Here is a 26,263-nt window from a genome sequence, read left to right as displayed (position 1 = left end):
TTATCTGTTCTCCATGTTTTTCATTTCAGCATCGTGTTGACCAAGCAGACCTCGAACAAATCCCGTGGTGAGGTCAAACAGTAAGGCAATCGGCAACCAGAACACCCACAAAAGGAATACTAGAAGTTTGAAGGCAAAGATCATCACGAACACAGTGCCCATAATTGCCATATAAATCAGTTGAAGTTGTGCTGCCTTCTTCCCCCTCATCTGAACCCCAGCGATCTTGAAGGATGAATACTGCGGTTTGATGAAGTTGAACGTGCCTGCCTTGTTTTTCACAGATGCACTGGCACCTGACTTTGACAGATTGAATCCCATCGGACCTGACTTCCAGCGCCCTATGAGCGGAATTTGCCGTTTTGGAGGGCTACACGGGTTCCATTGGCGACACGTGATGACAGGCGCAGGCCCTTGGACGTGTTACCAGTCGCATTGACGGGACCAACCTTCTTTTCAGCACGAACAGAGACCCCACCAGTTCTTGAGGCACGGGTATATCTGCCCCGGTGCTCAATGCGGACCTGCTTTCCATCTTTGTCCTTTTTGCCAAGTCCGAACATCTTAGTCGCCACTACCGCTTTGCCTTGCGCCCAGCATCGCTGTTCCTGACGCTCCTACATAGGTGATCACAAAGGTTGCCTTGCCCTTCGCCCCGCACCCTGCACAGCGTAGTTTTGGAACAACCTGATGGACGCTGATATCACGCCCCAACCTAGCAATCAGGTGCTGAACAGCAATCATGGATTGATGCCCGCACATCTCGCATTTCAATGCCAGATGGTTGTTTGTGATGCTGGCAAGTTGGGTCATCTATCATTCACCACAAATTTGCTCTCGCTGCTGCTTAAGTGCGGATGCCTCATCAGGTGAAATGTCCAAGTCGTATATCAGCACGATCCTGTAGAAGCGGGATACATATTGGCAGTGGAAAGATTGGTTAGGCGGCAACCATTCCAATGGTCCCTTTGCGCTTTTTGAACGATTTGTCCCGTTATCGACTGCAAAAAGGTTTCGTGGATCGTTGCCAAATTCTTGTTTCTTTGCATCCGACCATGCCCATGCGCCACGTTGCCATGCCCAATACAAGGGGACCAGATGATCGACATCTAAATCGCTGCTCTCTGTAAAGATTTGATCCGTGTATGGGTCCAACCATCGCCCACGGACAACACGGCATCCATTGGCGCTGAATTGAACTGGACCAGTGGACAATTCTGCTAGGAATTCATGTCGAGTGTTGAGGCAATCATTGTTACTGTCTGACCAACCACCAAAAGTATCACGATCATATTCCGGTGTGGCGCTGGCAATTCCGACGCCCACCAAGAAAAATGTTGTAACCAGAAATGCCTTATTCAAACTTTTCAATTTGAACCACAGCAATGCTTATATTTGCGCCCCGATCCGCATTTGCACAGATCGTTCCGCCCTTGTTTCTTACCCAAGAACGGAATCACGTTATCCGTTCCATCCAAACTTAAATCTTCTGCCATGGGCGCTGACATCATTCGCAGATGTTTTGAAAATCTGTTGAGTTCAGCAACGCAGTTGGGGATCAGGTCTGGTGCTCTTTCATCAATCTCATCAACCTGACGATCGGGGAACACAGATGTATTTCGAGCAACTTCATCAAGCGTGAATATGAAGTCCAGTGAGGCATGTGCCTCTTCATCAATTTCAGGTGTTAAAACCTCCCACGATCCCGGTGACAGGTCGATACTTTTCATGAACCCATCTACCCACGGTTCCCACAGCGTTTCATCTGGATGGTTAACCTCAAATGCGAGAACTGCTTCATATTGTGGACCATAAGACAGCATTTTTGCGATGGTGTTATAGTGGTCCATGATTAGGTTGATTGTCGTGTCGGCATCTTCCAGCGATGCAAATGCTTGCCTTGGATTGTCGCCCCAGATGACGGGAATCCATTGTGATGGCATGATTTGATCTGGGTTTAGAAGAACACCCGTCAGAAAACCGTTTAGTTCACTCACCCCCATAGGAAGACCATCTTGTGGCAAGGCATCCAGCGCCGCCTCAAGTGCTTCGAGTTCATCTTCAGTAAAGGCAGTCAAGATCAGTTGCTAGTGTTGCCAGCGGGATGGGTGGTCACAGACTTTATAACCCACCTTCATTGGCGTCCTCACAGTCATTGGTTGTGACGATCCCTGATCTTGCGAAAGCAGAATTAACGGGCATCGGTGTTTATGCAATTTCCTGACCTGCATCTTCAAAATCACCCACGTTTTCATCGAAGATTTCGACCAACTCATTGACCCCTTCCAAGACGGTTTCAACCTTCTTACGCCGTTGCAGGATGGACGGTTTTTCTTTGAGTGCTTTCATGACGTCATCTGCCAGTGGTTGCTTACCCGAAAACATCATCTGCGACACGAGTGCTTGGAACTCCTGATCTTTCAATCCGTGTTCATCTTCAAAGGTCTTGAATGCATTGGACCGTTCGTCTGACCAAAAATCCGCAAACGCTTGGCGGATGTCATCCTCTGGTCCAAGCATCGGCAGTTTCTGATCAATGAATTTTTCGATGTAGGGTCGTTTGCCACGCAACGAGACCTCGGACTGCAAGAGTTCGAAGATGCGTTTTCTGTATTGCTTTGCCTTTTTCTTCCCGTCCTCACCTTCAGCATCCATCAAGTTCATCGAAGTCAGCAAGGCAATGATGTAAGACACGTTGATGTCATCACGGCGGATCAGTTCAAGTTCAAAGTCGATCCCGTCAAAAGCGGGTGGAACCTCTTCTTCCTCAGTCTGTGACAACCGGTGTGCCAGATCGACATACTTGCTCTTGAAGTCTTCAAAATCCTGTGGGTCGACAGGCAGGGTGGTTTCGTCAAACTCACTGAATGTTGCCAGCACATTGCGGATACGGATCAGATCACGGAACGCTTTCACGAATGCTGCTTGGGCGTTCTCATCAGGCAGATCATCCACGGCATCAGGCGTTTGCACGATGGCAAAGAGGTCCGCTGCTGCTGCTTCGAACTTGGCAAGGTGTTCATCGTAACTGCCAATGATGATCTCTTCACGGGCATTCTTATTGGCGAAAAGGGCAACGGCATCATCTGTTGCTTCTTTCAGATCACGGAAGCAGACGATGTTGCCTTGGGATTTTTCAAGGTTCAGGATGCGGTTCGTTCTGGAAAACGCTTGGATCAATCCGTGGTATTTCAGGTTCTTGTCGACGTAGAGGGTGTTCACCGTCTTTGCGTCAAATCCCGTCAAGAACATGTTGACGACCAGTAAGATGTCGACACCCTGTTCTGGATCGAATGGTTTGTAGTCACGGGATTTCACACGGTTCGCAACCGCTCTGTAGTAGTTGTAAAACCCCTTACCATCCAACACACTTTCTTGAACACCATACATAGCGTTGTAGTCGTTCACGATCTCAACCAGACGATCCCGCTTTGGCGTTGATACGCTTGACGTGCTGTCTGAAGGGAAGTGTGTTTCAGGGATCAGACCGTCGGCATCAGGATCGTCTTCATTGGCGGCATAGGTGAAGATGGAAGCGATTTTCAGATCATGTTCACCCGCTTTGCGCTTGGCATCAAAGCATTCATAGTATTGCAGCAAGGCGTCCACAGACCCCACGCACATGATGGCACCAAATTGCTTGCCACGGGACTTCTTGTGGTGGTTCTGGATCACCCAATCGGTGATCGTGGCAATGCGGTCAGGATGTTCGAAAAACTCCTTTGAGCGGTGCTCTTTCGCCTCCTCATCCATGTGTTGGACGTATTCCAAGGCAAACCGCAAAACGTTCTCATCACGGATGGCATCGGTCACCACGTATTTGTGCAGGCATTCATTGAAGAGGTCTTTGGTGGTCCTGCGCTTGATGGCGTTATCGGCAAAGATCGGGGTGCCAGTGAACCCGAACATCTGAGCGGCGGGGAAGAAGTCCACGATCCTCTTATGGGCATCCCCGAACTGACTGCGGTGGCATTCGTCAAAGATGAAGACGACACGTTCCTTGCGCAGGGCATCCATCGCCTCATGATGGCGACTGCTGCTGATGGCGTTGTTCAGTTTCTGGATCGTGGTGATGATCAGTTTCACATTGGGGTCTGTGAACTGCTTCACCAGTGATTTGGTGTCATCTGTTCCATCAACGGAACCCGGTTGGAAATGATTGTATTCCTTGACCGTCTGGTGATCCAAATCCGCCCGGTCGACCACGAACAAGGTCTTCTTGACCTTGGGGATTTCCATGAGGTTCTGCGCCGCTTTGAAACTGGTCAGCGTCTTGCCTGAACCCGTGGCGTGCCAGATGTATCCATTCTGCCTGCCAAGTTGGACACGTTCTTTGATCTTTTCGGCGGCATAGTATTGGTAACTGCGCAGCACCATCAGAATGCGGTCGCTCTGGTGCAGAACGATGTATTTGGCTATCATCTTTGATAGATGACACTTTTCCAAGAACAAGTCTGTGAAGGCGTCAAGGCGGTTGATGGCCTTGTTATCGACATCTGCCCAAGTGAAGGTCTGGGCAAAGCTCTGGTGCCTGTTGTTGGCGTAGTAACGGGTGTTCACACCGTTCGAGATGACGAAAATCTGCACATACTGGAACAGCCCACCCGCCGCTGTGAAACTGTCCTTCTGGTAACGGTTGATCTGGTCAAATGCCGCCTTCAGTTCGATCCCACGGCGCTTCAGTTCGATTTGGCAGAGGGGGATACCGTTGACCAGCAAGGTGACGTCATAGCGGTTCTTTCGACGGCCCTTGATGCCAATCTGTGTCGCCACTTGGTATTCGTTACGACACCAATGTTCGGTGTCGAAGAACTCAACATAGAACGACGTGTCATCATCACGGGTCAGGTGGAACCGATCTCGTAATGTGTGCGCTTTCTCGAAAGGTGATCCCTTTTCAAGGTGATTGCGGATGCGTTTGAACTCAGTGTCACTGAACGTGGTCTTGTTGTGCTTGCCAAGTTGCGACTGCACGTTCTTCCAGAGGGCATCTTCTGATGCCAGATGAACCTTTTCCCATCCCTTGCCTTGCAGTCGTTGGATCAGGGCGTCTTCAAGCTGACTTTCACTCTGGTAAGAACTCATCACACACCGCCTTACACAAACATCTGTTGAAGGAGACCCTTCTTGTAGGTTTCAAAAGTATTAATAGTTTTTTGGAGCAACGCTAATTTTGAACTTACAGCCAAGAACGCAGAAGCGATCCTTTCTTGTTCAGGCTCGGCGGGAAATCTAAATTTTTTCCCCAACAAATCATCATTTAGCAAAAATGGTTGAGCTGTTTGTGCTGTAACAGAAGACCAATCAAGAAAAGTAAACACAATAAATAAGAAATCTGCCTTGAAACCTTCTTTGGGAAGCACTGCGGCGGCGTTGTTGTTTACCCAACATCCACGTGGAAAGAACCGTGGCTTGCCGACAGTCCCAACCTTACCAATGACGGTAGTTGGACCCTTGAAATTCCCTTTTGAGTGGCGGCCCATTGTCGAACCAGCACCCTCAACTGAAAACTCACCATTTTTGTAATCATTTTTTGCTAAATAATCGCCAGCCTTGATGAAACAAGCTTCCCCCAACGCCACTTCTTCCCAATCAGGAAAATCACTTCCGTCATCTTGCTTGAAGCGGATTTCCTGCGAAAAGATTTTCTGCATCAAACCCTTTTTATAGAGTTCAAGTGCATCCTTCTTTTGGCGCAGTAAGTCGATTTTCTTGTCTACAGAAGACAGGAATGATGCGATTTTTTGTTGCTCGGGGAGGGAGGGATTCATCAAAAGAAGAGAGCTTAACGAGGAAAAATTAATAGCAGCCATGGAGGTGCTTGCTGAGCGAGCACGAATTTCATTCTTAATCCTCTCCCTCGATAACCCATGGAACAAAAAATCATCTAACAAAGAAGGTTTCGGAGTGATCTTAAAAAGATTGTTCGCAATGACTCCTTCAATACCTCGACACAACATGCCTGGCTCACCATAACGAACCATTACTATATCACTTAAAGAAACACGTCCCTTCTTTGCATAAGAAATATTGATAAAGCGTGGGACTTCTGAAGAACGCATATAATCAACAATTCTTATGAATCTTACGGCATTGGCATCATCAACAAAACCTTGATGCTCTATTCCTACTTGGACGCCTTGGGAAAACTTGCATATCTCTCCTAAAGAGTTTTCGTCCCAATCCCCTTCGAACTCAGGAAACCTCAACTTCGGAACCGCACTCATACTGGTGCCTCCAAACCAAGTTCTGCACAGAATGCTTTGATGGTTTCATCCACCTCAACCATGTCCTGTTCGATCTGTTTCAGATTGGCGGTCACAGCAGCCAAATCGACATCGGGTTCCTTCTCAAACGTGTCGACATAACGGGGGATGTTCAGGTTGTAGTCATTCCCAGCGATCTCATCCAGATGCGCCAGATGACTGAACTTGTCTTCCTCAGTGCGGTTCTGGAAGGTCTCAACGATCTTGTCGACATCTGAAGGGCGTAGATAGTTTTCGTTCTTGCCCTTCTCGAAGTTCTTGGACGCATCAATGAACAGAACTTCATCGGTTTCACGGCACTTCTTGAACACCATGATGCAAGTGGGAATGCTGGTGCCATAGAAGATGTTGGCAGGCAGCCCGATCACCGCATCCAACCAGTTCTTTTCCTTGATAATGAACTCTCGGATATGCCCCTCTGCACCGCCACGGAACAGGGCACCATGGGGCAACACAACCGCCATGGCACCGTTATCATCCAAATGATGCAGCATGTGGGTTACAAAGGCATAATCTGCCTTAGACGATGGTGCGAGGCGACCATAAGGGGCAAACCGATCATCTGCCTGAAACAAATCCTTCGCTGACCATTTTGCAGAAAACGGTGGATTGGCAACGATTGCCTCAAATCGCATCCCCTCGTGCATGGGGGTTTCAAGGGTATCGTCCTGCTTGAGGTCAAAATTGCGATAATGAACCCCGTGCAAGATCATGTTCATGCGAGCGAGGTTGTAGGTGGTGCGGTTCATTTCTTGACCGTAGAAGTCACCAACTTCTTTGACTTCACGGGCAACTCGCAGAAGCAAGGAACCAGAACCACAGGTAGGATCATAGACAGATTTCAGGCGGGTTTTACCCGTGGTCACGATACGGGCAAGGATCGTGGAAACCTCTTGTGGGGTGTAAAATTCACCTGCCTTCTTGCCTGCACCTGATGCGAATTGACCGATCAAGTATTCATATGCGTCACCAAGGACGTCAGCATTGGCATCATCCAACTTGAAGTCGATGGCATCCAGATGAACCAGAACCTTTGAAATGATCTCGTTCTTGGCGTTCTCAGTGCGCCCCAACTTGGTTGATGTCAGATCGAGGTCTTCGAACAGATTGTCAAAATCATCCTCGGACTCGGTGCCCATCGTAGAGCGTTCAATAGCATTCAAGACACTGGTGAGTTCTTCGAGGATGAATTCACCCTTGGAACCACGCATGGCGATCTGGTGGAACAGTTCAGACGGTTTCAGGAAGTAACCAAGTGCCTCCACTGCCTCAACCTTGACCGCTTCAAGGATTTCTTGCCCCTCAGAGGTGCTTTCATCCAGTGACAGGTATTCGATACCGTCCTCGCTCAGGATGTTGTTGGCATAGATGTGCATCCGCTCGGACAGATATTTGTAGAAGATGAACCCCAAGGCGTAGTCACGGAACTCGTCGGCGTTCATCTTGCCACGCAACGTGTTGGCGATATCCCAAAGTTTTGATTCAAGGGATTTTTTCTGATCTTCTGTCATCTGCTCTTCACCTACCCATGGATACAGCAGCAACATGCAAGATCATGGCGGGGAACGCAACGGAGTAACGGAGCATAGGAGGCGCTGAGGCGTTCACAGAGGCATGTTAGGCGGCACGATGGCGTATGTCCCGCAAAAGGTGGACAAACGCCGTCACAGGTGACCCTATGACGTCTGACGGCACAGCAAGAGCACAGTAAATGGCGCAAGAGGACTTCACAGCAAAAGCACACCGTGTTGTGGGTGAATTCATACTCTCCATGGCAAAGACGGAATTTGCTATGGACAAGTTCCTCTGGACAACCTCAAACCTGTTTCCAGATCATTTAGAAACCGCAGACTACAATGGTCACAAATTTGCTCAAAAACCTGCCACCTCAATCAATGGCAAAATCGCTTTAATAAAACACTTTCACCAAAGCATTGATGTTTTGCAGTCTCTTGAGGATAAAAATGGTTTGATCGATGTTGACCAATGGATGATCGACTTCAAAGGTATATGGGATTTTCGAAACCAAGTCGCACATGGAAATGTTGATGCAATCATAAGGAAGGATGGCAAGATTTTTCTACGTGCCCACAAGTATCCAATACGAAAACCTTGGAAAATGTCATCCTATCTGATTGATGTGAATAACATTGCCCTTGCAACCAGTGAACTGATATACCATCGGTCAGGTTTTAGACAGGCAACTGAACTTGTTACGCAATCTATGAAAGAATGACGCCATGACCATTAACCTTGACGATATGAGCCTTGATGATCTCAAGCAGCTCAGAAAAGATGTTGAAAAAGCCATAGCAAATTTTGAGAAACGGCAAAAAGCTGAAGCGATGAAAAAATTGCAGGCTTATTCACAGCAGCTTGGTTATCCGCTTGAAGAACTTATAACTGATAATCCAAAGAAATCTAAAAAGCCTGCTATCCCTAAATATCGCCATCCTGAAAATGATGCACTCACATGGAGTGGAAGGGGTCGAAAACCACGCTGGCTCATTGATTATCTTGATAAGGGCGGCAATCTTGAAGGTTTATTGATCAGATAAAAAAAGGGAGGCGATCCGCCTCCCTTTTCTCATTCTGAAGATAGGTCAAGTGCTCACATATAATCTACACAACTGTTCGAAAAACGTGGCAACCACTTCTGAACTGTTGTGATTGATTAACTTCATAATGAACACCTACTTCAAAAGTAAATTCACTAGACAGACCAACGAGAGGGACGCCCGCTATTACCTTTTAAATAGTCAACATGTCTTTCAACCGCCTCTCTGATGAGAGTTGATCTGGTTTTATCATGCTCCTGAAAACTATCAATCTCACTAACTAGGCTTGGATCAAGCAGTATATATATTGGTTTATATGATTTCATTTTGATCTCCTATATTTTAAACCCTTGTTCAAATTTCCTTCTTAAATAAACTTGCTGCCTTTTTTCCTTATCAGTTGCACAAATATCATAAGGAAATACTGATGCGCCGTAACCGTCAAAACCATAACGGTTAGCATGTTTTTTTGACTTGTTACAATACGAAGCATAATAATTAAGAGGGCAATCACGATACTCTAACGGCGTTTTGCTTGGATCGAAACGGTCAACGTGAACACCAGAACGCTCAACTTCATCAAGTTCATCTAATGCCTTTTTGATCATTGATGACCATTCCTCTATATTGCCCTCAACTCTCAACCAATCACTTTTTGAAAACAGCATTAGGCAGTGCAAATGTGGATCATATGGGGCGGAAAGTGTGCGACTAGATACCCTTCCAGTTCTTGATGCCTCAACATCTGCAGAAATCAAAAATCCAAAAACATCATCGCAACTGGTAGCAACTCTTCCATAAAACAATTTACATAGTTTGTTATAAACTGCTTTCTGTAATCGCTCTACTTGTCTGAAATCTGTTACTCGTATCGTAATAATTAGTGCTTGATTTTTTAGATCGTTCTTCAAACTCTTGCCTGTAACTAATCTTGCCATATTGAAATGTGCATCTGCTGTTAACAAATTCTTTTCATTTAAAACTTTCATTACCCTTTCCTTATATAAATATATATACCATTATTTAACATTTGGGCCGAACCTGCGTTCACCCATGATTTATAAAGCATAAAATTAGACTAAAAATCATCGTCTCATTTTAGTTGTCACGTGAGGCGCACCGTCACGTTATTATTTATACGACGAATCCCAAAATCTTGACGTGTTTGGCAAAAAAATTTGCAATACCTTTGTGGAAAATTTCAACACTGAACCGCATTTTCAAAAAAGCTCACTTTGGGACCGTTGAAGGCGTCTGAAATAAACACTTGGGTCAAAACTACTTATTTTCGAACTGCAGATTTTGGATCAACTCTCCAGTGAGTGGCATTGACTTGAGATAAAATCTCTGGAGCTGATCTACACTTGTGCCTGCATTTTTCGCAAGGTTATAGATGTTTACTTGACCACCACTTTCGATCATCCGTTTTTGTAGCGCATAATGCCGAAGTGAATATGGTGTCAGTTTTTGGTTTTCATCATACATATTGGCAGCATGAAGGATGTGGTTGAAGATACGTCTCGCAGTATTGATTGCTGTTGTTCTATTCTCATACTCTGGCATCCAAACATATTCATCCGGGTCGGGTGAGGTTCCCGGCATTATGGTTCCAGTATACATCGGCACCGCTATTGGCATTGTAACGGTGGTTCGCTTCCCAGTCTTACTATGTAAGACTATTTCTAGGTGCGCAGGATCACCTTTAACCTTCACATCCTTATGCTTAATACCAAATAATTCCTTTTCTGTCGGTCGTAAAAATGTGTAAATAATAAATCGAAACAGGCTGACATGGCGCCGAGTTACTTTCACGCCTCTGGCCACCTCCTGATTATCAATCACATGCTTTGCTGCCTCATCAAAACGTTTCCATCCCTCATCAGTGAACGCAATACGAGGTTTATCCTCGGTCTTTGTCTTTGGCATCACTGGAAGTGTGCTTAGCACCCCCTCTTCAAGTGCACGACTAAGCGTTTTGCGAATGATGATCACATGTTTTGCTTTTGTGCTCTCTGCCAACGCCTTTCCACGGTTCTTATCAAGTTCGTAAAGATAATCTCGAACTGCCGCAGTATTGATCTTTGAAACATCCCAAGGCCCGAAATACTGTAACAACCCATCTTTTGAGCGGTTGAGTAGTTTTGCTTCATCGTCCGCAGAACGTTTGCCACTCATGCGGTCGATATCATTCATTTTTTTCGCAAAATATTCAAAACTCGTAGACTTTTGCGTTGCGTGTATCGTGTCCACAGGACTTTTGAAATTCTGGGCATACTCGACTGCTACGCTGATAGCATCAAGTCTGTTCGTCTCCTTCGTGGAGCGTCTAACATATTTCTTGGCAAGAGGGTCCCATAGGCGCAAGTGCCAGTATCGGGAGTGCCCATTCTTAAATATTGCCAGACCACGCTTGATATCTTTGAAACCAGTGTTTGCACTTCGAGACTCAGGCATGGAACAACCCCCTAGTGTTCTACGTAACTCTATGTAAGTATACGCCACCTTGCGGAGGCATATCAAACGGCGCCTAAGTCATTGATTTTATTGGTAAAATGGTGCCCGGGGGCGGAATCGAACCACCGACACGAGGATTTTCAATCCACTGCTCTACCCCTGAGCTACCCGGGCACGGGTGAACGTCTTGCGTTCGGGTGCGCGCGTTCTAGGGGATGGTTGGTGGGGTGTCCAGACCCTATTTGCCTCAATGTGGGCGCGTCTTTTGGCCGGCCTCCAGGCGGTCCATTTCCTCTTGCGCCTCAAGCGCCTCCTCGGGGTCCTGCGACGGGACGGCGTAGTGTCCGCCCAGCCAGCGCGCGAGGTCAAGATCAGCGCAGCGCCTGCTGCAAAACGGACGGTAGTCAGGTGCGGTGGGCTTGGCGCAAATCGGGCAGGTCATGACGGCACGCTGCCAAGCATCGGCGCGATCGGCAAGCGTTCCCTCTTGCGCTGCAATTCGACATGGCCCAATGGCGTCCACCCCACCAGTGCGGTCTCCAGCGGATCGGCGCGAAAGGCGGCGCGCAGGGCGCTGTCGACCTGTTTGCGATGGGCCTTGGTCATCGGCGCGCAATCCACCACCACCTGCCCGCCCAGCCCCAGCACGCGCAGCGCGCGGGGCAAGGCCTTGGCGGCCGCGAGGTTGGCCTTGAGGCCCGCCGACGGCGAGGTATCGCCACCAGTGTTCACGTCCACCGCGACCAACGCGCGGGTGGGTTCGACATACATGAAGGCGCCACCGCCAAGCGGCACTCGCCCGCTGGCCAGTGCCTCGGCCTGGTCCAGGACGCCTTCGTCCATAAAGCTGCCGGGCTTTGTGACGACATCCGCCGGCTCGGTCCATTCGCGCCAGGCCAGCGCATGCGGTCCGTCACCCTCGACCAGCGCTTCGGGCTCACGGCCAGCCCCGTCGCCCATCACAGCCGTGGCCAGTGCGGCCATGTCGGCGATATCCGTGGCGATCTCTTCCGGGTCGGCCCCGGCGCAGGAGGAGCGCAGGATCAGGCCGGCCCCCCCTGGCAGCTCGACCTCGTGCGCGACCTCGAGAAGGCGCTCGCGTTCCTCATCATCCTTGATCCGGCGCGACACGTTCCGGCCCGGCGCATCGGGGGTGACGATGGCATAGCGGCTCTTGAACAGGACCTTGGCGGTGACCGGCACGGCCTTGCCCTCGTCGGCATAGCCCGTCACCTGCACCAGCAAGGGCTGTCCCGGGGCCAATCCCCTCGCCTGCCGCAGGAAGGCTGTTTCACCATCGGGCAGGCGCAGGATCATGCCGCCCTGCCCTTTCAACGGGCGGTCGCAGATGGCGCGGAAGATCGCGCCGGGGCGGATCTGATCCGGATCGTCGATCAACAGGTCATCGAGCTTGCCATCGACGAGCAAGGCCGCGGCCTCGCGCCCGCCGACCGTGTCGAGAACGATCCGCCGTCCCTTCATGCCCAGACCTCGATTCCGACGGAGCGCAGCAGGTTGGCGGTTTCGGCCACCGGCAGGCCCATGACGGCGCTGTAAGAGCCGGAAATCCACGGCACGAAGGCCCCGGCCGGCCCCTGAATGGCATAGCCGCCCGCCTTCCCTTGCCAATCGCCGGTGGCGAGATAGCCGTTCACCTCGATATTCGAGAGTTGTTTCATCCTGACCTGCGTGACCACGTCCTTGACGCGGATCACGTCACCGGCTCGCACGGCAATCGCTGTGATGACCTTGTGCCTCCGGCCCGACAGGGCGTGCAGGAAGGTCGCCGCCTCGCCCGCATCTTCCGGCTTGCCAAGGATACGGCGGCCCATGCACACGGTGGTATCGGCACAAAGCACGACTTCATCAGCGGCGCAGGTGCTGGCCTCGGCCTTTTCACGGGCCATGCGGCGGACATAATCGCGCGGCTTTTCACCCGTCGCCGGGGTTTCGTCGATGTCTGGGGCGCGCACCGCATGCGGGGTCAGGCCCATTTGCGCCAGCAGGTCGAGCCTGCGCGGGCTGCCCGAGCCGAGGATGAGTTTGGGGGTGTCGATCATTTCAGCGCCCAGTCTTGCAGCCGGGTGCCGGTCTAATTCTGCTGCGCAAAACGGTCACCCGCACTGACGCGAATCCGTTGGCTTCGCGTTACTTGAACCGGTAATTGATCCGGCCCTTGGTCAGGTCATAGGGGGTCATTTCGACCTGCACCTTGTCGCCGGCCAGAACACGGATGCGGTTCTTGCGCATCTTGCCTGCCGTATGCGCGATGATCGTATGGCCGTTTTCCAGCTCGACCAGGAATGTCGCGTTCGGCAGGAGTTCCTTCACGACACCGGGGAATTCGAGCAGTTCTTCCTTGGCCATGTTCACTCCGTATTTGTTCTCCGCATCAGCGCGGACGGCACTAAATGAGCGCAAGACGCCCGATTTTCAAGGGTTAATCACGCAAGGACCATGGTTTTGACGTCGCGATCGTGTCTTTCCTGTTCACCCCAATGGGCGAAATTGCCGACCTGGCCAGCCTGGCGCGGCGCAGCGATGGCGGCGGGATCGACCTCGGCGATGACCGGTCGGGTGCTGTCGGTGTCGCCCTGGGCCAGGATACCATCGGACGGCAGGCCATGATCGGGCGGGCAGAAAAGCCCCGCCCGGCCGGTGCTTTCATCGACGATCCCGCAGCCCTCGACCCGCCCGACAAGCGGCGCCTGCACCACGAGGCACTGGTTCTCGATCGCCCGCGCCCGCGCCGATTGCCGCACACGGGTCTGTCCGGCGGGAAAATCCGTGCAGGATGGCACCAGGATCATATCCGCCCCGGCCTGTGCCAAACGCCTGGCCAGGATGGGAAATTCGCTGTCATAGCAAACGAGAATCCCGATCTTTCCCAGCGCGGTGGCAAAGAGGCGCAAATCGCCACCCCCCACCATTGCAAGCGTGTCCCGCTCATAGGGGGTCAGGATCAGCTTGTCCTGGTGGACAACCGCCCCGGAAGGCGCCACCAGCCAGCTGCGATTGACGATGCAGCCTTCGGCGCGGGCCGGCCCCGACCCCGCCAAGATATGGCAATCATGCCGCGTCGCCAACTGACGGAAGAGGTCCACCCAGTCCTCGGCCCGATCCGCCGCCCGGTCACGCCAGCCGATGTCGCCGAAATCAATCCGGGCACCCGCCAAGGCGGCATCCATCGCCGCATATTCAGGCAGAACCACAAGGTCGGCATCACAGTCGGCCACAAGCGCATCCAGCTTCGCCCTAAGTGCGGCCCGGTCCGGCACGCCCCCGCAATGATAGGCACAGGCCGCGATCTTCATAGCGCACGCATCCAGAATTGCAGCGGCTTGGGCGTCTGCTCCGCATCGCCGATATCGGTCCAGTCGAATTGGGCGATAACACCCGGCAATTTCTCGTAGCCCCGCCTGCGCCAGAAATCGTCAAGCGGACGATACCCATCAGGCCTCATCGGATGATCCTCGGGGCGGATCACGCCGCAAAATGCGCTATAGGCCCGCCCAAGGCGACGCGCATGATCCTCGCGCGCATCGAAGAAGGCATGGCCAATCCCCTGCCCGCGATACTCGGGCAACAACACCGACTCCGCACAATAGAAGATGTCTTTCAGGGGCACGCCCTGCCCCTCGAAGGCACGGGCGAAATCCTCGGCATGGTCTTCCATCGGGGTGCCCGTGGCCGCGCCAACCAGCCGGTTGCCATCGAAGGCCCCGACAAGGATCGCCCCGGCGCTGTCGCGATAGCTTTGCAGGTAGCGGTGTTCGTAGTCGAAGGAGCCATCATACAGGTAGGGCCAGTCGCGAAACACGGCCATGCGCAGCCGCGCCACATCCGGAAGGGCTCGTTCCAGGTCGGCCCCGGTTAATGGCCGCACGTCGATCATCGGACCTGATGCAGCCAATCGGCCAGGTTATAATAAGTGGTCACTCGGGTGATCTTGCCCGCCTCCAGCGACATGAAAGACCCGGCCGGAAGGCGGTAAGTCTGGCCGCGCGCCTCGGGCAACCCTTCGTCAGTTTCAAGATAGGTTCCGTTGACCATGAATTCCGCTGCCGCGCGGGTGCCGTCCTCGTTGGCGAAGATCACCATCTCTGTCAGGGTCTCTTCATAGCAGCGCGCCATATGCTCGCAGAAGGCGCGGAATTCATCGCGCCCCACCCGCACCTGTCCCTCGTTGACGTGATGGGCCACGTCCGGGGCCAGTTCGGCCAGCATCCCGTCTATATCGCCCGCGTTGAACGCCTCGAAATAGCGGCCCAGAACAGCCTTTGCATCCACCATCATGCCTCTCTTTCCGGGCCCCAGCGGGCCCGCAGCCTGTCGATGATCTGGTCGCGGGCCTGCCGGTAGCTGTCCAGCTTGGCCTCGCGGGTTTCGCCCAACCCTGTCGGATCAAGGATGGGCCAATACTCGATCTCCAGATGCGCATGCCGGGTCAGTTCCAGCGCCCGGCGCTGGCTGGCCGGCGAGAGCGCCACCACGAGGTCGAAAGAGGACAGGTCATCGCCCCATTCCTCCATCTGGTCGAAGGACCGGGTCCGATGGCGCGACAGCTCGACGCCGATCTCCTGGCAGACGGCGATGGCAAAACCGTCCACCTCCAGCTCACCCTTGACGCCGGCCGATTGCACATAGGTCTCGGTGCCATAGAACTTCTTCATGATGCCCTCGGCCATGGGCGAACGGACAGAGTTGTGATCACAGCAGAACAGCACCGATTGCGGAAGGGGCTGTTTTCCTGCGTCCATCGCTCAGCCCCCGAAATGCAGCACGCAAATCAGCGTGAAAAGCCGCCGAGCCGTGTCGTTGTCCACCACAACCTTGCCTTCCAACCGCTCCTGCAAAACCCGGGCGCCTTCGTTGTGGATGCCACGGCGGGCCATGTCGATGGTCTCGATCTGGCCGGGGGTGGAGTTCTTGACCGCATCGAAATAGCTGGCACAAATCTGGAAATAGTCCTTCACCACCTGCCGGAACGGCCCCAGCGACAACTGGAATTCTGCCACCTGCGTATCGTCTTCACTGGCCACGTCGAACACCAGGCGCTTTTCGCGGATGGAAAGGGCCAGCTTGAAGGGCCCCTGCGGCACATCGCGGCCCTCGCGCTCGGGCAAGGCAAAGGAATTCTCTTCCATCAGGTCGAACATCGCGACCTTGCGCTCCTGCTCGATCTCGGGCGTCGGCGGCGGCAGGCCGCTGTCATCCAGCTGAATGTCGATGATCCGGCTCATGCCCCGCCCTCGTTGAGCTTGTTCAGACGCGCGCGCACCGACAGCCCGTGCGCCTCCAGACTTTCGGATTGCGCCAGGATTTCGGCCGCCGGCCCGATCCGACCCAACGCGGCGGGGGTCATACGCGACAGCGTGGTGCGTTTGACGAAATCCATCACGGACAATCCAGACGAAAAGCGCGCCGACCGGGCGGTAGGCAGAACATGGTTCGGTCCTCCCACGTAATCGCCAATCGCCTCCGGCGTCCAGCCCCCGATGAAGACCGCACCGGCATGGGTGACACGTTCGGCCAGCGCCTCGGCCCCTGCCACGCACAATTCCAGGTGCTCCGGCGCGATCCGATCGGACAGCGCCACCGCCTCGTCGAGGTCGCGCACCACGATCACCGCCCCGAAATCGCGCCAGCTGGCCCCGGCGATGGCGCGGCGGTCCAGCGTCTCCAGCCGCTTGTCCACGGCCGCGGCAACGGCCCGGCCAAAGCCCTCGTCCGTGGTGATCAGGATCGACTGGGCACTCTCGTCATGCTCCGCCTGGCTCAGCAGATCCAGCGCGATCCAGTCCGGATCATTGTCGCCATCGGCGATCACCAGGATCTCCGACGGCCCCGCGATCATGTCGATCCCGACCTTGCCGAAAACCCGCCGCTTGGCCGCGGCGACAAAGGCATTGCCCGGCCCGGTGATCTTGTCCACCGGCGCGATGGTTTCCGTGCCATAGGCCAGCGCGGCCACGGCCTGCGCGCCGCCGATGCGATAGATCTCGTCTACCCCGGAGAGCCGTGCAGCCAGCATCACGAGGGGATTGACGACCCCATCCGGCGTCGGCACCACCATGGCCAGGCGCCCAACCCCTGCCACTTTCGCCGGAATGGCATTCATCAGCACCGAGGACGGATAGCTGGCCAGCCCCCCCGGCACGTAAAGCCCCGCCGCCGCAACAGGAGTCCAGCGCCAGCCCAGCCCGGCCCCGGTCTCATCCTCCCACCAGGCATCCTCGGGAACCTGCCGCTCGTGGTAGGCCCGGATGCGTTCCGCCGCCTGCTCCAGCGCCGCGCGCTCGGCCCCGGGCACCTCCGCCATGCAACGGTCGATTTCCACCTCCGTTACTCGCAGGCCATCGGGCGCCAGGTCCAGCCGGTCGAACTTCGCCGTCAACTCCAGCACGGCCGCATCCCCCCGAGCCCACACATCGGCGATGATCTCCGCAACCACCGCATCCACATCCGGGCTGTCCTCGCGCTTCATCTCCAGCAGCGCGGCGAAACGGCTTTCGAAATCATCCTCGGTCGTCGACAGGAAGGCAGGCATGAGGTCTCTCCTTTGCCTGCCGACATACAAAGCCCGGCCCGCCCCCGCAATCCGAACCCGCTCTTCTTTGGACCGAAAATATCCCGGGGGAGTCGCGCCATGCGCGACGGGGGCAGCGCCCCCTGCAAACCAAACCTGTGTGCCGCAGGCACGCATTTTGGCGGCGGTTCAGCCCTCGGGATGCCGCGGCTTGTCACCTGAGGGCGCGAGATAGGGCCGTGTCACGTCCCGCAGCACCGCCTCCAGCGCCTCGACCCGCAGCCGGATGGCCCCATCGCCGGCAAGGGTCAGCAGGACTTGACCCTCTCCGTCCTCGCCTGGCTCGAAGACCACGGACAGAATTGAGAGGATCGTGTCGGCATCCCCCGGCGTGACCCCCTGGCTCTGGACGGCAAGCACATCTTCGAAGGCCAGCACCGATTGCACACGCTCATAGGGTCGGCCCCGCGCCTCGGCGCGATCCGCGTCTTCCCAGCGGAATCGATTCACCAATAGCCCGAACCGCCGCGCCTTGCGGTCCCAACGCATTTCCGTGCCCGGAAAGACGGCATCCTGAACAAGGCCCGAGATCACCGCGAGGTCATCGGCATCCAGCGCCCGCAGGCGCAGCGGGCGCTCGGCGCCCTCTTCGAATGTGGCGTCGTCCGTCACTGTCCCGGCACCCTTTCGATATCCGCGCCGACCCGGCCCAGTTTTTCCTCGACATGTTCATAGCCGCGGTCGAGGTGATAGACACGGTTCACCTGCGTCTCGCCCTCGGCCGCCAGCCCGGCCAGGATCAGAGATACCGAGGCCCGCAAATCCGTGGCCATGACCGGCGCCCCCTTCAGGCCCTCGACCCCGTGTACCGTGGCGGTGCCGCCATGCACCTCGATCTCGGCGCCCATCCGCATAAGCTCCGGGGCATGCATGAACCGGTTCTCGAAGATCTTTTCCTCCAGCACGCTCGTGCCCTCGGCGAAGCACAGCATGGCCATCATCTGCGCCTGCAGGTCGGTCGGAAACCCCGGGAACGGCTCGGTGGTCACGTCCACGGCCTTGGGGCGACCGTTCTTGCGCGCGACGTGCAGGCCCAGCTCGGTTTCGTGCACATGCACGCCTGCCGCCTCCAGCTTCTCCACGAAGGCGGACACGAGGTCCATGCGCCCGCCGATACAGGTCACTTCGCCCCCTGCGATCACCGGGGCCAGCATGTAGGTGCCCAGCTCGATCCGGTCGGCCACGACCGGATGGGTCGCGCCATGCAGGCGATCGACCCCCTGCACCGTGATCTCCGACGTGCCGGCGCCCTCGATCTGGGCCCCCATCTTGCGCAGGCAGGTCGCCAGGTCGACGATCTCCGGCTCGCGCGCGGCGTTCTTTATCACCGTGGTGCCCTTGGCCAGGGTCGCCGCCATCAGCACGTTTTCCGTTGCCCCGACAGACGCGAAGGGGAAATCGACCACCGCTCCTTTGAGACCACCGCGCGTGGTGGCATGCAGGTAGCCATCCTTCAATTCGATCTCGGCGCCCAGCGCCTCCAGCCCGTGAATGTGAATGTCCATGGGCCGCGCGCCGATGGCGCAGCCCCCCGGCAACGAGACCACCGCCCGCCCCTCGCGCGCCAGCAGCGGGCCAAGGACCAGATTCGATGCGCGCATCTTGCGCACGATGTCATACTCGGCCACGTGATTGACCTCGCCGTGACAGGCCATGGCCTGCACCCTGCCGCCCTGCAAGGCCGACACCTCGGTGCCAAGCGATTGCAGCAGCGTCGTCATTGTCTGGATATCCGAAAGACGCGGCGTGTTGGTGAGCGTCAGGGGCTCTTCGCTCAGCAGCGCCGCCGGCATCAGGGTCAGGGCGGCGTTCTTGGCCCCGGCGATCTCGATCTCGCCGGAAAGAGGGTTGCCGCCGCGTACGATAATGGAATCCATGCCTGTCTACTCTTTCTCTTGGGCCGTGCCCTTGTCCGCTCCACCACGCACCCGCGCCTGCTGCTTGCGCCGCTGAAGGTTCGCCTTCAACGCCGCCTTCAGCCGCGCATCCCGGTCCTGATCCGGCTTCTTCGGCGATTTGGGGTCGGTTTTTCCGCTCATGACCCACCGTCTACATTGCTGCGCAAAAACCGTCCAGAGAGGGCTTGCAAGGCGGCAAGAATACGTCTAATCCCCCGGCTCACGGCGCTGCTGTAGCTCAGTGGTAGAGCGCACCCTTGGTAAGGGTGAGGTCGGGAGTTCAATCCTCCCCAGCAGCACCATCTTCCCCACATGTATCGACGCGGCGAACGAACCGGCACCTCCCCTGCGATGGGCCTTGCCCGTGTCGGAAAAGAAAAAGAGCGCCGGATGGCGCCCTTTTCCCGTCGTCACGTCCCGGTGTGGATCGGGGACTACGCAGCCCACTCCCAGGGGCGGGTGAATGTGCCCAGCGCCTTTTGCACGTCCGCGTCGGTCACGGTGCCGGTCTTGCGCAGGTAGCAGACCAGACCCTTCTTTTTGTCCTCTTCCACCTCGGCCACCTCGGCGGCGACATCGGCCGCCGACAGCGCCGCGCCATAGACACGGGCGATGGCCAGCTTGCGCAGCTCGTTCTTGAGCGTCTTGCCCACCGCCGTCTTGGGCAACTCGGGCAGGATATCGAGGTGCTTGATATGGGCTGCGCGCTCGTGGATTCGTTCGTTGGCGAACAGCATGAGCTCATCCTCGCTCACCTTGGCGCCATCCACCAGTTCAACATAGGCGCAGGGCAGTTCCCCGGCATGGGCGTCGGGCTGGCCGATGGCGGCGGCGAAGGCCACGGCATCATGACCGGCAAGCGCCTCTTCGATCTCGGCGGGGTCGATATTGTGGCCGCCGCGAATGATCAGGTCCTTGGCGCGGCCCGTGATCCACAGGTAGCCATCTTCGTCGATCCGGCCCAGGTCGCCGGTGCGCAGGTAGCGATCGTGGTGGAACAGCCCGGTATTCTTCTCGGTCTGGGTATAGGTCTTGCCCTCGAAGACACCTGGGCTGTCGACGCAGATCTCGCCGATCTGGTTGATCGGCGCCTCGGCCGGGCCATCGGCGGTGTGGTCGAGGATCTTGACATCCGAATAGGGAAACGGAATACCGATGGAGCCGACCTTCTTTTCACCGTCCGGCGGGTTGATCGACACAAGGCAGGTCGCCTCGGTCAGGCCGTAGCCCTCGCAGATGGTCACGTCGGCAGCCTTCTCGAACCGCTTGTATAGCTCGACCGGAAGCGGCGACGATCCACAGAACACCAGTTGCAACGACGAGATGTCCGCATTCACCTTGCGCTGCATCATGGCCGACAGGGCCGTGGGCACGCCGATCAGGAAAGTCGCGTTGTAGCGTTCGATCAGCTTCCACAGATTGTCGAAAACGCCATCCCCGCGATAGCCCTGCGGCGTCGGAAAGACGATATGCGCCCCCGAGGCCAAAGAGGCCCCCAACGACACGATGGTCGCGAAGACGTGGAACATGGGCAGCGGCGTCATCTGCACGTCCTGTTCGGTGAACAGCAACCGTTTGCCCAGCCAGGCATTGTAGATGATGCCGGAATATCGGTGCTGGGCGACCTTCGGCATGCCCGTGGTGCCACCGGTATGGAAATAGGCCGCGACACGGTCGGCCTTGCTGTCCTCGAAGGCGAGGACGGGCGCGTGGCGGTCCAGTTCCTGGTTGAAGTCGATCACCTTGGCCTTGTGGCTGACCGGATTTTTCGGCCGGATCATGGGCACGATGAATTTCTTCAGCCCGGTCAGGTAGCGCAGAAGGTCCACCTCGATCACGGTTTCCACGTTGGGGGCCAGCGCCACCGCCTCGGCCGCCTTCTGGGCCACGTCGGTCTTGGGAAAGGCCTTGAGCGTGACCAGAACCTTGGCGTTGGTCTCTCGCAGGATACCGGCGATCTGTTCGGCCTCCAGCAGCGGATTGATCGGGTTGACGATCCCCGCAACGGCGCCTCCCAGATAGGTCAGCGCGGTTTCCGTGCAATTGGGCAGCAGGAAGGCGACGACGTCTTCCTCGCCGATGCCCAGTCCGCGGAACATGTTGGCCGCCTGGCTGACCTTGTCCTTGAGGCCCGTCCAGGTCAGCGTTTCGGCCGGGGCCTTGGGATCGGAAAACATCTGGAAGGTGAACGCATTGCGCCGGCCATGTTCTGCCTCGGTCTGCGACAAAAGCTGAAAGAGCGTCGTGGGCATATCCCGCTCTTCCCACGGCATTTCCTGTTCGATTGCATTGCGATCGGCCATCGAGGCAAAGCTCATGGTCGTCTCCTCCCTGTTCCCGCGGCCCGTTCCATCATGGCCGGGCCTCTCCTTGCAGGGAAAGATGCGGATTCGCACCGCTCAAGACAAGCGTTATCGGCCGACACGACGCGCCGTCACTTCACGCATCGGACTATTCGGCGGCCAGCCCTTCGGTGAATTGCAGCCGGGCCAGCCTTGCATAGAGCCCGCCCTCGGCCACCAGCGCGTCATGCGTGCCCTGAGCGACGATGCGGCCATCTTCGAAGACCACGATACGGTCGGCCTTCTTCACCGTCGCCAGCCGGTGCGCCACGATCAGCGTGGTGCGGTCCTGCGAGAGGGTATCGACCGCATGTTGCACCGCGCGTTCGCTTTCCGCATCCAGCGCGCTCGTCGCCTCGTCCAGCAGCAGCACCGGGGCGTCGCGCAGGATGGCGCGGGCAATGGCAATACGCTGCTTCTGGCCACCCGACAGCATCACGCCGCGTTCGCCCACATAGCTGTCATAGCCTTGAGGCAGCGCGCGCAGAAAATCGTCGGCGGCGGCCGCGCGGGCCGCGGCCTCGACCTCTTCATCGGTGGCGTCCGGCCGGCCGAAGCGAATGTTTTCGCGCGCGGTATCGGCAAAGATCACCGGGTCCTGCGGCACCAGCGCGATATGGCGGCGGAAATCGGCACGGGCCATGTCGCGCAGGTCCACTCCGTCGAACCTGACGGTGCCGCTGGCCGGGTCGTAGAACCGCAAAAGAAGCTGGATGATCGTCGTCTTGCCGGCCCCGGACGGCCCGACAAGTGCCACGGTCTCGCCGGGCTGCACATGCAGGTCGATGCCGTGCAGCGCCTGTTGATCCGGCCGCGACGGGTAGCTGAACGTGACATTCTCGAAGGCGATTTCGCCCTGACGGGTCCCCGGCGCGGGCAGCGGCTCGGCCGGATCGTGCACCGCGTCCGCGGAATTGAGCAACTCGACCAGACGTTCCGTTGCCCCGGCGGCCCGCTGCAATTCACCCCAGATCTCGGTCAGGGCACCGACGGCCCCGGCGACCATGACGGAATAGATCACGAACTGGACCAGCTCACCGATGGACATGTCCGCCGCGCGCACGTCCCGCGCACCGATCCACAAGACGCCCACGACCCCGGCGAAGATCAGGAAGATCACGATCGCGGTCATCGAGGCGCGGACGCCGATCCGGCGGCGCGCGGCGACAAAGCTCTTCTCCGTCACGTCATGAAACTGGTCCCGGCTGGGCGCCTCATGGGTGAAGGCCTGCACGGTCTGGACGGACAAGAGCGCCTCTGAGGCATTGCCCGATGAGGCCGCGATCCAGTCCTGGTTTTCCCGGCTCAGCGACCGCAAGCGCCGCCCGAGAACCACGATCGGCACGATCACCGCCGGCACGATCAGCAGCACGAGCCCGGTCAGCTTGGCCGAGGTGAACAGCATCAGCACCAGCCCGCCAAGGAAGATCAGCACGTTGCGCAAGGCGACCGAGACCGACGAGCCGATGACGCTGAGGATAAGGGTCGTGTCCGTGGTGATCCGGCTGAGAACCTCGCCGGTCATGATCCTCTCGTAGAAGGCCGGAGACATGGAAATCATCCGGTCGAACACGGCGGTGCGGATATCGGCAACCACGCGCTCTCCCAGCCGGGTAACGAGGTAATATCGAACCGCGGTCCCCAGCGCCAAAAGACCCGCGAATGCCAGCGCCACACCGAAATACTGATCCAGCAGCTGCGCCGATGAGGTTTCGAAATTGTCCACCACGCGACGCACCGCGATGGGTAGCAAAAGCGAAATCACCGCTGTCAGGATCAGCGCCAGGATCGCCGCGGCCATCATCACCCGATACGGGCGCAGAAATGGCCAGAGCTCGGCCAGGGCGCCAACGCGCTTGGACTTTTCGCGGTCCTCGTCATTGCTGCGCGGTGGTCGTGCCATGGGTCCCCGGTGTCGTCCTGTTGCCGGGCTGACTTAGCCACAGGCCCGGCAAAGCACAAGTCTCTGCCTGCCGCAGCGCGACCAACGCTGCATTTCACCGCGTCTCTTGGCGATGTGTCGCCCTCGCAGGGGCACTCGTGACGAAGGGAGCCACATCGTCCGACCAGCAGACACGACGATAGAGAAAGCCACTAATCTTCAGCGCACCAGGAGAGAGACATACGGCCGTCGCGGCAGGCAGGATGTGCAATGGGGCTTCTTGGAGCGGGTAGCGGGAATCGAACCCGCACCAAGAGCTTGGAAGGCTCGTGTGATACCATTTCACCATACCCGCTCGCTGCTCGAAGTCTGTATTTCATGCGCAAGTGAGGGTCAAGCTGTAGCGTACAACGGCCTCTAACGGATATTCATGCGCCTCTCAGCGGATGCAAGTTTCAGCCGAAACGACCGCCGTCGCCGCTACGAACAGGAAAGTCAGGATCGCCTTCCAGAGCCTGCGAGTCATGATGATAGTCCTCTGGGTCAAAGCCTAACCAACCCTGATCAGACAAGAATTCATCTATATCAAGCGGGCAGCTCTCAATGGTTGGGGGCCGGATGGGGGCTGGTCAGTTCCACCGGTTCAGGCGACGCCATCACCAGTTCCAAGTGCCAGCCCGGGCTCTCTCGAACCACGAGGGTCACAGTTGTGCGAACGTCTGACTTCTCGACGGCAAACTGGATGCTGGCGCAATCTAGGTTGCGCGCTGGAACTGCCGCTTCAGCCAACGGGACACACCCTTTCCGACCAGGCCCCAAAGAACAACAAGAACCGTGACGAGAAGTATGGTGAAGGTGATCTCACGCTCCCAAAAGATGGATAGCCCATCGCGAGAGATAAGCAGCGAGCGGCGGAAATTGGACTCGCAAATCGGTCCCAAAACCACACCGATTACGATGGGCGCCAACGGATAGCCATGGAGGCGCAGGAAATACCCCAACGCGCCGAAGCCCAGCATGCTCCACAAATCGAAGACCGAAGATTGCAGCGCAAAGGTTCCCATCACGCTCAGCATCACGACAACGGGCAGCAGGTGCACCTTGCGCAGGCGCAGCACCGACAGAAACACCGGGGTCATGAGAAAACCGAGACCCGCCAACGCGACATTGGCAAAGATGTAGGCGAGGAACATACCGCCGGCGACGTCGAGGTTCTGTTCGAAGAGTTCGGGGCCGGGGAAATAACCGAACAGGATCAGCGCGCTCATCAGAACTGCCGCCGAGGCGTCGCCTGGAACGCCCAGCGCCATGGTGGGGATCAGCGTTCCCCCGGCAGATGCGTTATTGGCCGCTTCGGTCGCCACCACACCACCTTCGGCGCCCTCTCCATAGCCGTCTTCCGGACGGGCCTGCGCCTTGGCGACAGCGTAGGAGCTGAAGGCGCTGATCACCCCGCCCGCGCCCGGCAGCGACCCGAAGAACGTGCCAATGGCGCTGGAGCGCACGAGGTTGACCGGGTGCTTCAAGAGCAGAACGAGCGAGAAAAGGGAAATGCGCACACGCGGCACCTTTGGCGCCTCCAGCAAGCCTCCGCCACGAACCTGGAAAAGCACTTCGGATACGGCGAAAAGGCCAACGACGATGGCGACGATGTGAAAGCCGCTCGACAGTTCGAAATGGCCGAAAGTGAACCGTTGCGCGTTGGAAATCGCGTCTGTGCCGATGGTGGCGATCAACAGGCCCAAGACGCCGGTGATGAATCCCTTGAGCGGCGCCTCGCGGCCGACCACCGCGATGGCGATCAGACCCAGCAGGGTCAGCGCGAAATATTCAGGCGGCCCGAAGCGCAGGGCGAAATCCGCCAGCACGGGCGCCAATGCGATCAGGATGATGCCGCCGATGATGCCACCGACAGCAGATGCGGAGATCGCCAGACCTATGGCTTCGCCCGCCCGGCCCTTCTGTGCCATTGGGTAGCCGTCCAGCAGGGTCGCAGCCGCGATGGGGGTGCCCGGGATGCGCAGAACAATGGCCGAAACGGCACCGCCACAGGACCCCCCGACAAAGATCGCAATCAGTGCGCCCATCGCGGCGACGGGCGGCAGGTGAAACACCGCCGGAAGCAGCAATATGATCCCCATCAGTGGCCCCAGCCCGGGCATGACCCCGATGATGAGTCCGAGGAAACATCCGAAAATGGTCATCGCAATGGCGAGCGGTGTCCCGAACAGCTCCCATCCTGCGATCAGCGCGTCGATGCCCATGGCAACCTCC

Annotated in this window: 27 protein-coding genes and 3 tRNA genes; 3 read left to right on the top strand and 27 right to left on the bottom strand. The window is 56.6% G+C overall.

All coding sequences use genetic code 11. The annotated features are described in order from the left end of the window. The 7 genes from DFK10_RS16610 to DFK10_RS10470 form a co-directional block, all read right to left on the bottom strand. Positions 1-321 carry a hypothetical protein gene (locus tag DFK10_RS16610; protein ID WP_235866821.1) on the bottom strand — a complete coding sequence of 107 codons (321 nt, stop codon included), beginning with the start codon at positions 319-321 and terminating at the stop codon, positions 1-3. A gap of 243 nt (positions 322-564) precedes the next feature. Continuing rightward, the gene (locus tag DFK10_RS16250) at positions 565-813 is read right to left on the bottom strand and encodes a hypothetical protein (protein WP_146193256.1); all 249 of its coding nucleotides are present in this window, start codon (positions 811-813) and stop codon (positions 565-567) included. 3 nt (positions 814-816) lie between these two features. Then, entirely contained in the window at positions 817-1,371 is a 555-nt protein-coding gene (locus DFK10_RS10490) for an HNH endonuclease family protein (RefSeq protein WP_217810131.1), read from the bottom strand. Continuing rightward, a complete protein-coding gene (locus DFK10_RS10485) occupies positions 1,368-2,078 on the bottom strand; it encodes a UPF0149 family protein (RefSeq protein ID WP_217810130.1) in 711 nt (236 codons plus the stop codon). The genes DFK10_RS10490 and DFK10_RS10485 overlap by 4 nt, the downstream gene beginning before the upstream one ends. 130 nt (positions 2,079-2,208) lie before the next feature. Then, positions 2,209-5,085: a type I restriction endonuclease subunit R gene (locus DFK10_RS10480; protein ID WP_109388976.1), complete on the bottom strand. Its 2,877-nt coding sequence runs from the start codon at positions 5,083-5,085 to the stop codon at positions 2,209-2,211. 11 nt (positions 5,086-5,096) lie between these two features. Further along, positions 5,097-6,227, bottom strand: coding sequence for a restriction endonuclease subunit S (locus DFK10_RS10475; RefSeq protein ID WP_109388975.1), 1,131 nt, complete (start codon positions 6,225-6,227; stop codon positions 5,097-5,099). Beyond that, positions 6,224-7,813, bottom strand: a complete 1,590-nt coding sequence (locus DFK10_RS10470) for a type I restriction-modification system subunit M (protein WP_235866820.1) — start codon at positions 7,811-7,813, stop codon at positions 6,224-6,226. Before DFK10_RS10470 ends, DFK10_RS10475 begins: the two co-directional genes overlap by 4 nt. A gap of 164 nt (positions 7,814-7,977) precedes the next feature. On the opposite strand from DFK10_RS10470, the gene DFK10_RS10465 reads away from it, so the two are divergent. Continuing rightward, positions 7,978-8,502 (top strand): hypothetical protein, encoded by a 525-nt coding sequence (locus tag DFK10_RS10465; RefSeq protein WP_109388974.1) that lies wholly within the window; start codon positions 7,978-7,980, stop codon positions 8,500-8,502. 4 nt (positions 8,503-8,506) lie between these two features. Beyond that, positions 8,507-8,824: an H-NS histone family protein gene (locus tag DFK10_RS10460; protein ID WP_109388973.1), complete on the top strand. Its 318-nt coding sequence runs from the start codon at positions 8,507-8,509 to the stop codon at positions 8,822-8,824. Positions 8,825-9,159: 335 nt separating this feature from the next. On the opposite strand, the gene DFK10_RS16245 is transcribed toward DFK10_RS10460, so the two are convergent. From DFK10_RS16245 to DFK10_RS16485, 16 genes are all read right to left on the bottom strand, one after another. After that, entirely contained in the window at positions 9,160-9,813 is a 654-nt protein-coding gene (locus DFK10_RS16245) for a hypothetical protein (protein WP_146193255.1), read from the bottom strand. A 289-nt stretch (positions 9,814-10,102) separates the two neighbouring features. Next, the gene (locus DFK10_RS10455) at positions 10,103-11,278 is read right to left on the bottom strand and encodes a tyrosine-type recombinase/integrase (protein ID WP_109388972.1); all 1,176 of its coding nucleotides are present in this window, start codon (positions 11,276-11,278) and stop codon (positions 10,103-10,105) included. Positions 11,279-11,377: 99 nt separating this feature from the next. Next, positions 11,378-11,452 (bottom strand) — tRNA-Phe (locus tag DFK10_RS10450). A gap of 73 nt (positions 11,453-11,525) precedes the next feature. Continuing rightward, entirely contained in the window at positions 11,526-11,720 is a 195-nt protein-coding gene (locus tag DFK10_RS10445; RefSeq protein WP_109388971.1) for a DNA gyrase inhibitor YacG, read from the bottom strand. Next, the gene (locus tag DFK10_RS10440) at positions 11,717-12,760 is read right to left on the bottom strand and encodes a ribonuclease E/G (protein ID WP_109388970.1); all 1,044 of its coding nucleotides are present in this window, start codon (positions 12,758-12,760) and stop codon (positions 11,717-11,719) included. Before DFK10_RS10440 ends, DFK10_RS10445 begins: the two co-directional genes overlap by 4 nt. Continuing rightward, positions 12,757-13,338 carry a Maf family protein gene (locus DFK10_RS10435; RefSeq protein ID WP_109388969.1) on the bottom strand — a complete coding sequence of 194 codons (582 nt, stop codon included), beginning with the start codon at positions 13,336-13,338 and terminating at the stop codon, positions 12,757-12,759. The genes DFK10_RS10440 and DFK10_RS10435 overlap by 4 nt, the downstream gene beginning before the upstream one ends. An 88-nt stretch (positions 13,339-13,426) precedes the next feature. Continuing rightward, a complete protein-coding gene (infA, locus tag DFK10_RS10430) occupies positions 13,427-13,645 on the bottom strand; it encodes a translation initiation factor IF-1 (protein ID WP_008186030.1) in 219 nt (72 codons plus the stop codon). Between the two features lie 77 nt (positions 13,646-13,722). Further along, positions 13,723-14,592: a carbon-nitrogen hydrolase family protein gene (locus DFK10_RS10425; RefSeq protein ID WP_109388968.1), complete on the bottom strand. Its 870-nt coding sequence runs from the start codon at positions 14,590-14,592 to the stop codon at positions 13,723-13,725. Beyond that, positions 14,589-15,173, bottom strand: a complete 585-nt coding sequence (locus DFK10_RS10420; RefSeq protein WP_109388967.1) for a GNAT family N-acetyltransferase — start codon at positions 15,171-15,173, stop codon at positions 14,589-14,591. The genes DFK10_RS10425 and DFK10_RS10420 overlap by 4 nt, the downstream gene beginning before the upstream one ends. Beyond that, a complete protein-coding gene (locus tag DFK10_RS10415) occupies positions 15,170-15,571 on the bottom strand; it encodes a ketosteroid isomerase-related protein (protein ID WP_109388966.1) in 402 nt (133 codons plus the stop codon). Before DFK10_RS10415 ends, DFK10_RS10420 begins: the two co-directional genes overlap by 4 nt. Then, positions 15,571-16,038: an arsenate-mycothiol transferase ArsC gene (locus tag DFK10_RS10410; RefSeq protein WP_109388965.1), complete on the bottom strand. Its 468-nt coding sequence runs from the start codon at positions 16,036-16,038 to the stop codon at positions 15,571-15,573. The genes DFK10_RS10415 and DFK10_RS10410 overlap by 1 nt, the downstream gene beginning before the upstream one ends. A 3-nt stretch (positions 16,039-16,041) precedes the next feature. Continuing rightward, the gene (locus DFK10_RS10405) at positions 16,042-16,521 is read right to left on the bottom strand and encodes a UPF0262 family protein (RefSeq protein WP_109388964.1); all 480 of its coding nucleotides are present in this window, start codon (positions 16,519-16,521) and stop codon (positions 16,042-16,044) included. Further along, positions 16,518-17,828, bottom strand: a complete 1,311-nt coding sequence (gene hisD, locus DFK10_RS10400) for a histidinol dehydrogenase (RefSeq protein WP_109388963.1) — start codon at positions 17,826-17,828, stop codon at positions 16,518-16,520. Before hisD ends, DFK10_RS10405 begins: the two co-directional genes overlap by 4 nt. 168 nt (positions 17,829-17,996) lie before the next feature. Beyond that, positions 17,997-18,479: a DUF2948 family protein gene (locus DFK10_RS10395; RefSeq protein WP_109388962.1), complete on the bottom strand. Its 483-nt coding sequence runs from the start codon at positions 18,477-18,479 to the stop codon at positions 17,997-17,999. After that, positions 18,476-19,744, bottom strand: coding sequence for a UDP-N-acetylglucosamine 1-carboxyvinyltransferase (gene murA / locus DFK10_RS10390; protein WP_109388961.1), 1,269 nt, complete (start codon positions 19,742-19,744; stop codon positions 18,476-18,478). Before murA ends, DFK10_RS10395 begins: the two co-directional genes overlap by 4 nt. Positions 19,745-19,750: 6 nt before the next feature. Further along, positions 19,751-19,906, bottom strand: a complete 156-nt coding sequence (locus DFK10_RS16485) for a hypothetical protein (RefSeq protein ID WP_217810129.1) — start codon at positions 19,904-19,906, stop codon at positions 19,751-19,753. Positions 19,907-19,992: 86 nt separating this feature from the next. Here DFK10_RS16485 and DFK10_RS10385 point away from each other — a divergent pair. After that, positions 19,993-20,067, top strand: a tRNA-Thr gene (locus DFK10_RS10385). Positions 20,068-20,199: 132 nt separating this feature from the next. Here the strand turns inward: DFK10_RS10385 and DFK10_RS10380 are convergent. The 4 genes from DFK10_RS10380 to DFK10_RS10365 all read right to left on the bottom strand — a co-directional run bounded on the left by DFK10_RS10380 (position 20,200) and on the right by DFK10_RS10365 (position 26,253). Further along, positions 20,200-22,083, bottom strand: coding sequence for an acyl-CoA synthetase (locus DFK10_RS10380; protein WP_109388960.1), 1,884 nt, complete (start codon positions 22,081-22,083; stop codon positions 20,200-20,202). A 133-nt stretch (positions 22,084-22,216) separates the two neighbouring features. Next, positions 22,217-24,010, bottom strand: coding sequence for an ABC transporter transmembrane domain-containing protein (locus DFK10_RS10375; RefSeq protein ID WP_109388959.1), 1,794 nt, complete (start codon positions 24,008-24,010; stop codon positions 22,217-22,219). 260 nt (positions 24,011-24,270) lie between these two features. Continuing rightward, positions 24,271-24,344, bottom strand: a tRNA-Gly gene (locus tag DFK10_RS10370). Between the two features lie 400 nt (positions 24,345-24,744). Next, positions 24,745-26,253, bottom strand: a complete 1,509-nt coding sequence (locus DFK10_RS10365) for a tripartite tricarboxylate transporter permease (RefSeq protein ID WP_109388958.1) — start codon at positions 26,251-26,253, stop codon at positions 24,745-24,747. Between the last annotated feature and the right edge of the window lie 10 nt (positions 26,254-26,263).

Origin of the sequence: Salibaculum griseiflavum, from assembly GCF_003129565.1 — a bacterium.
GTDB classification, from domain to species: Bacteria; Pseudomonadota; Alphaproteobacteria; order Rhodobacterales; family Rhodobacteraceae; genus Salibaculum; species Salibaculum griseiflavum.
This window is presented reverse-complemented; position numbering and strand designations above follow the sequence as displayed.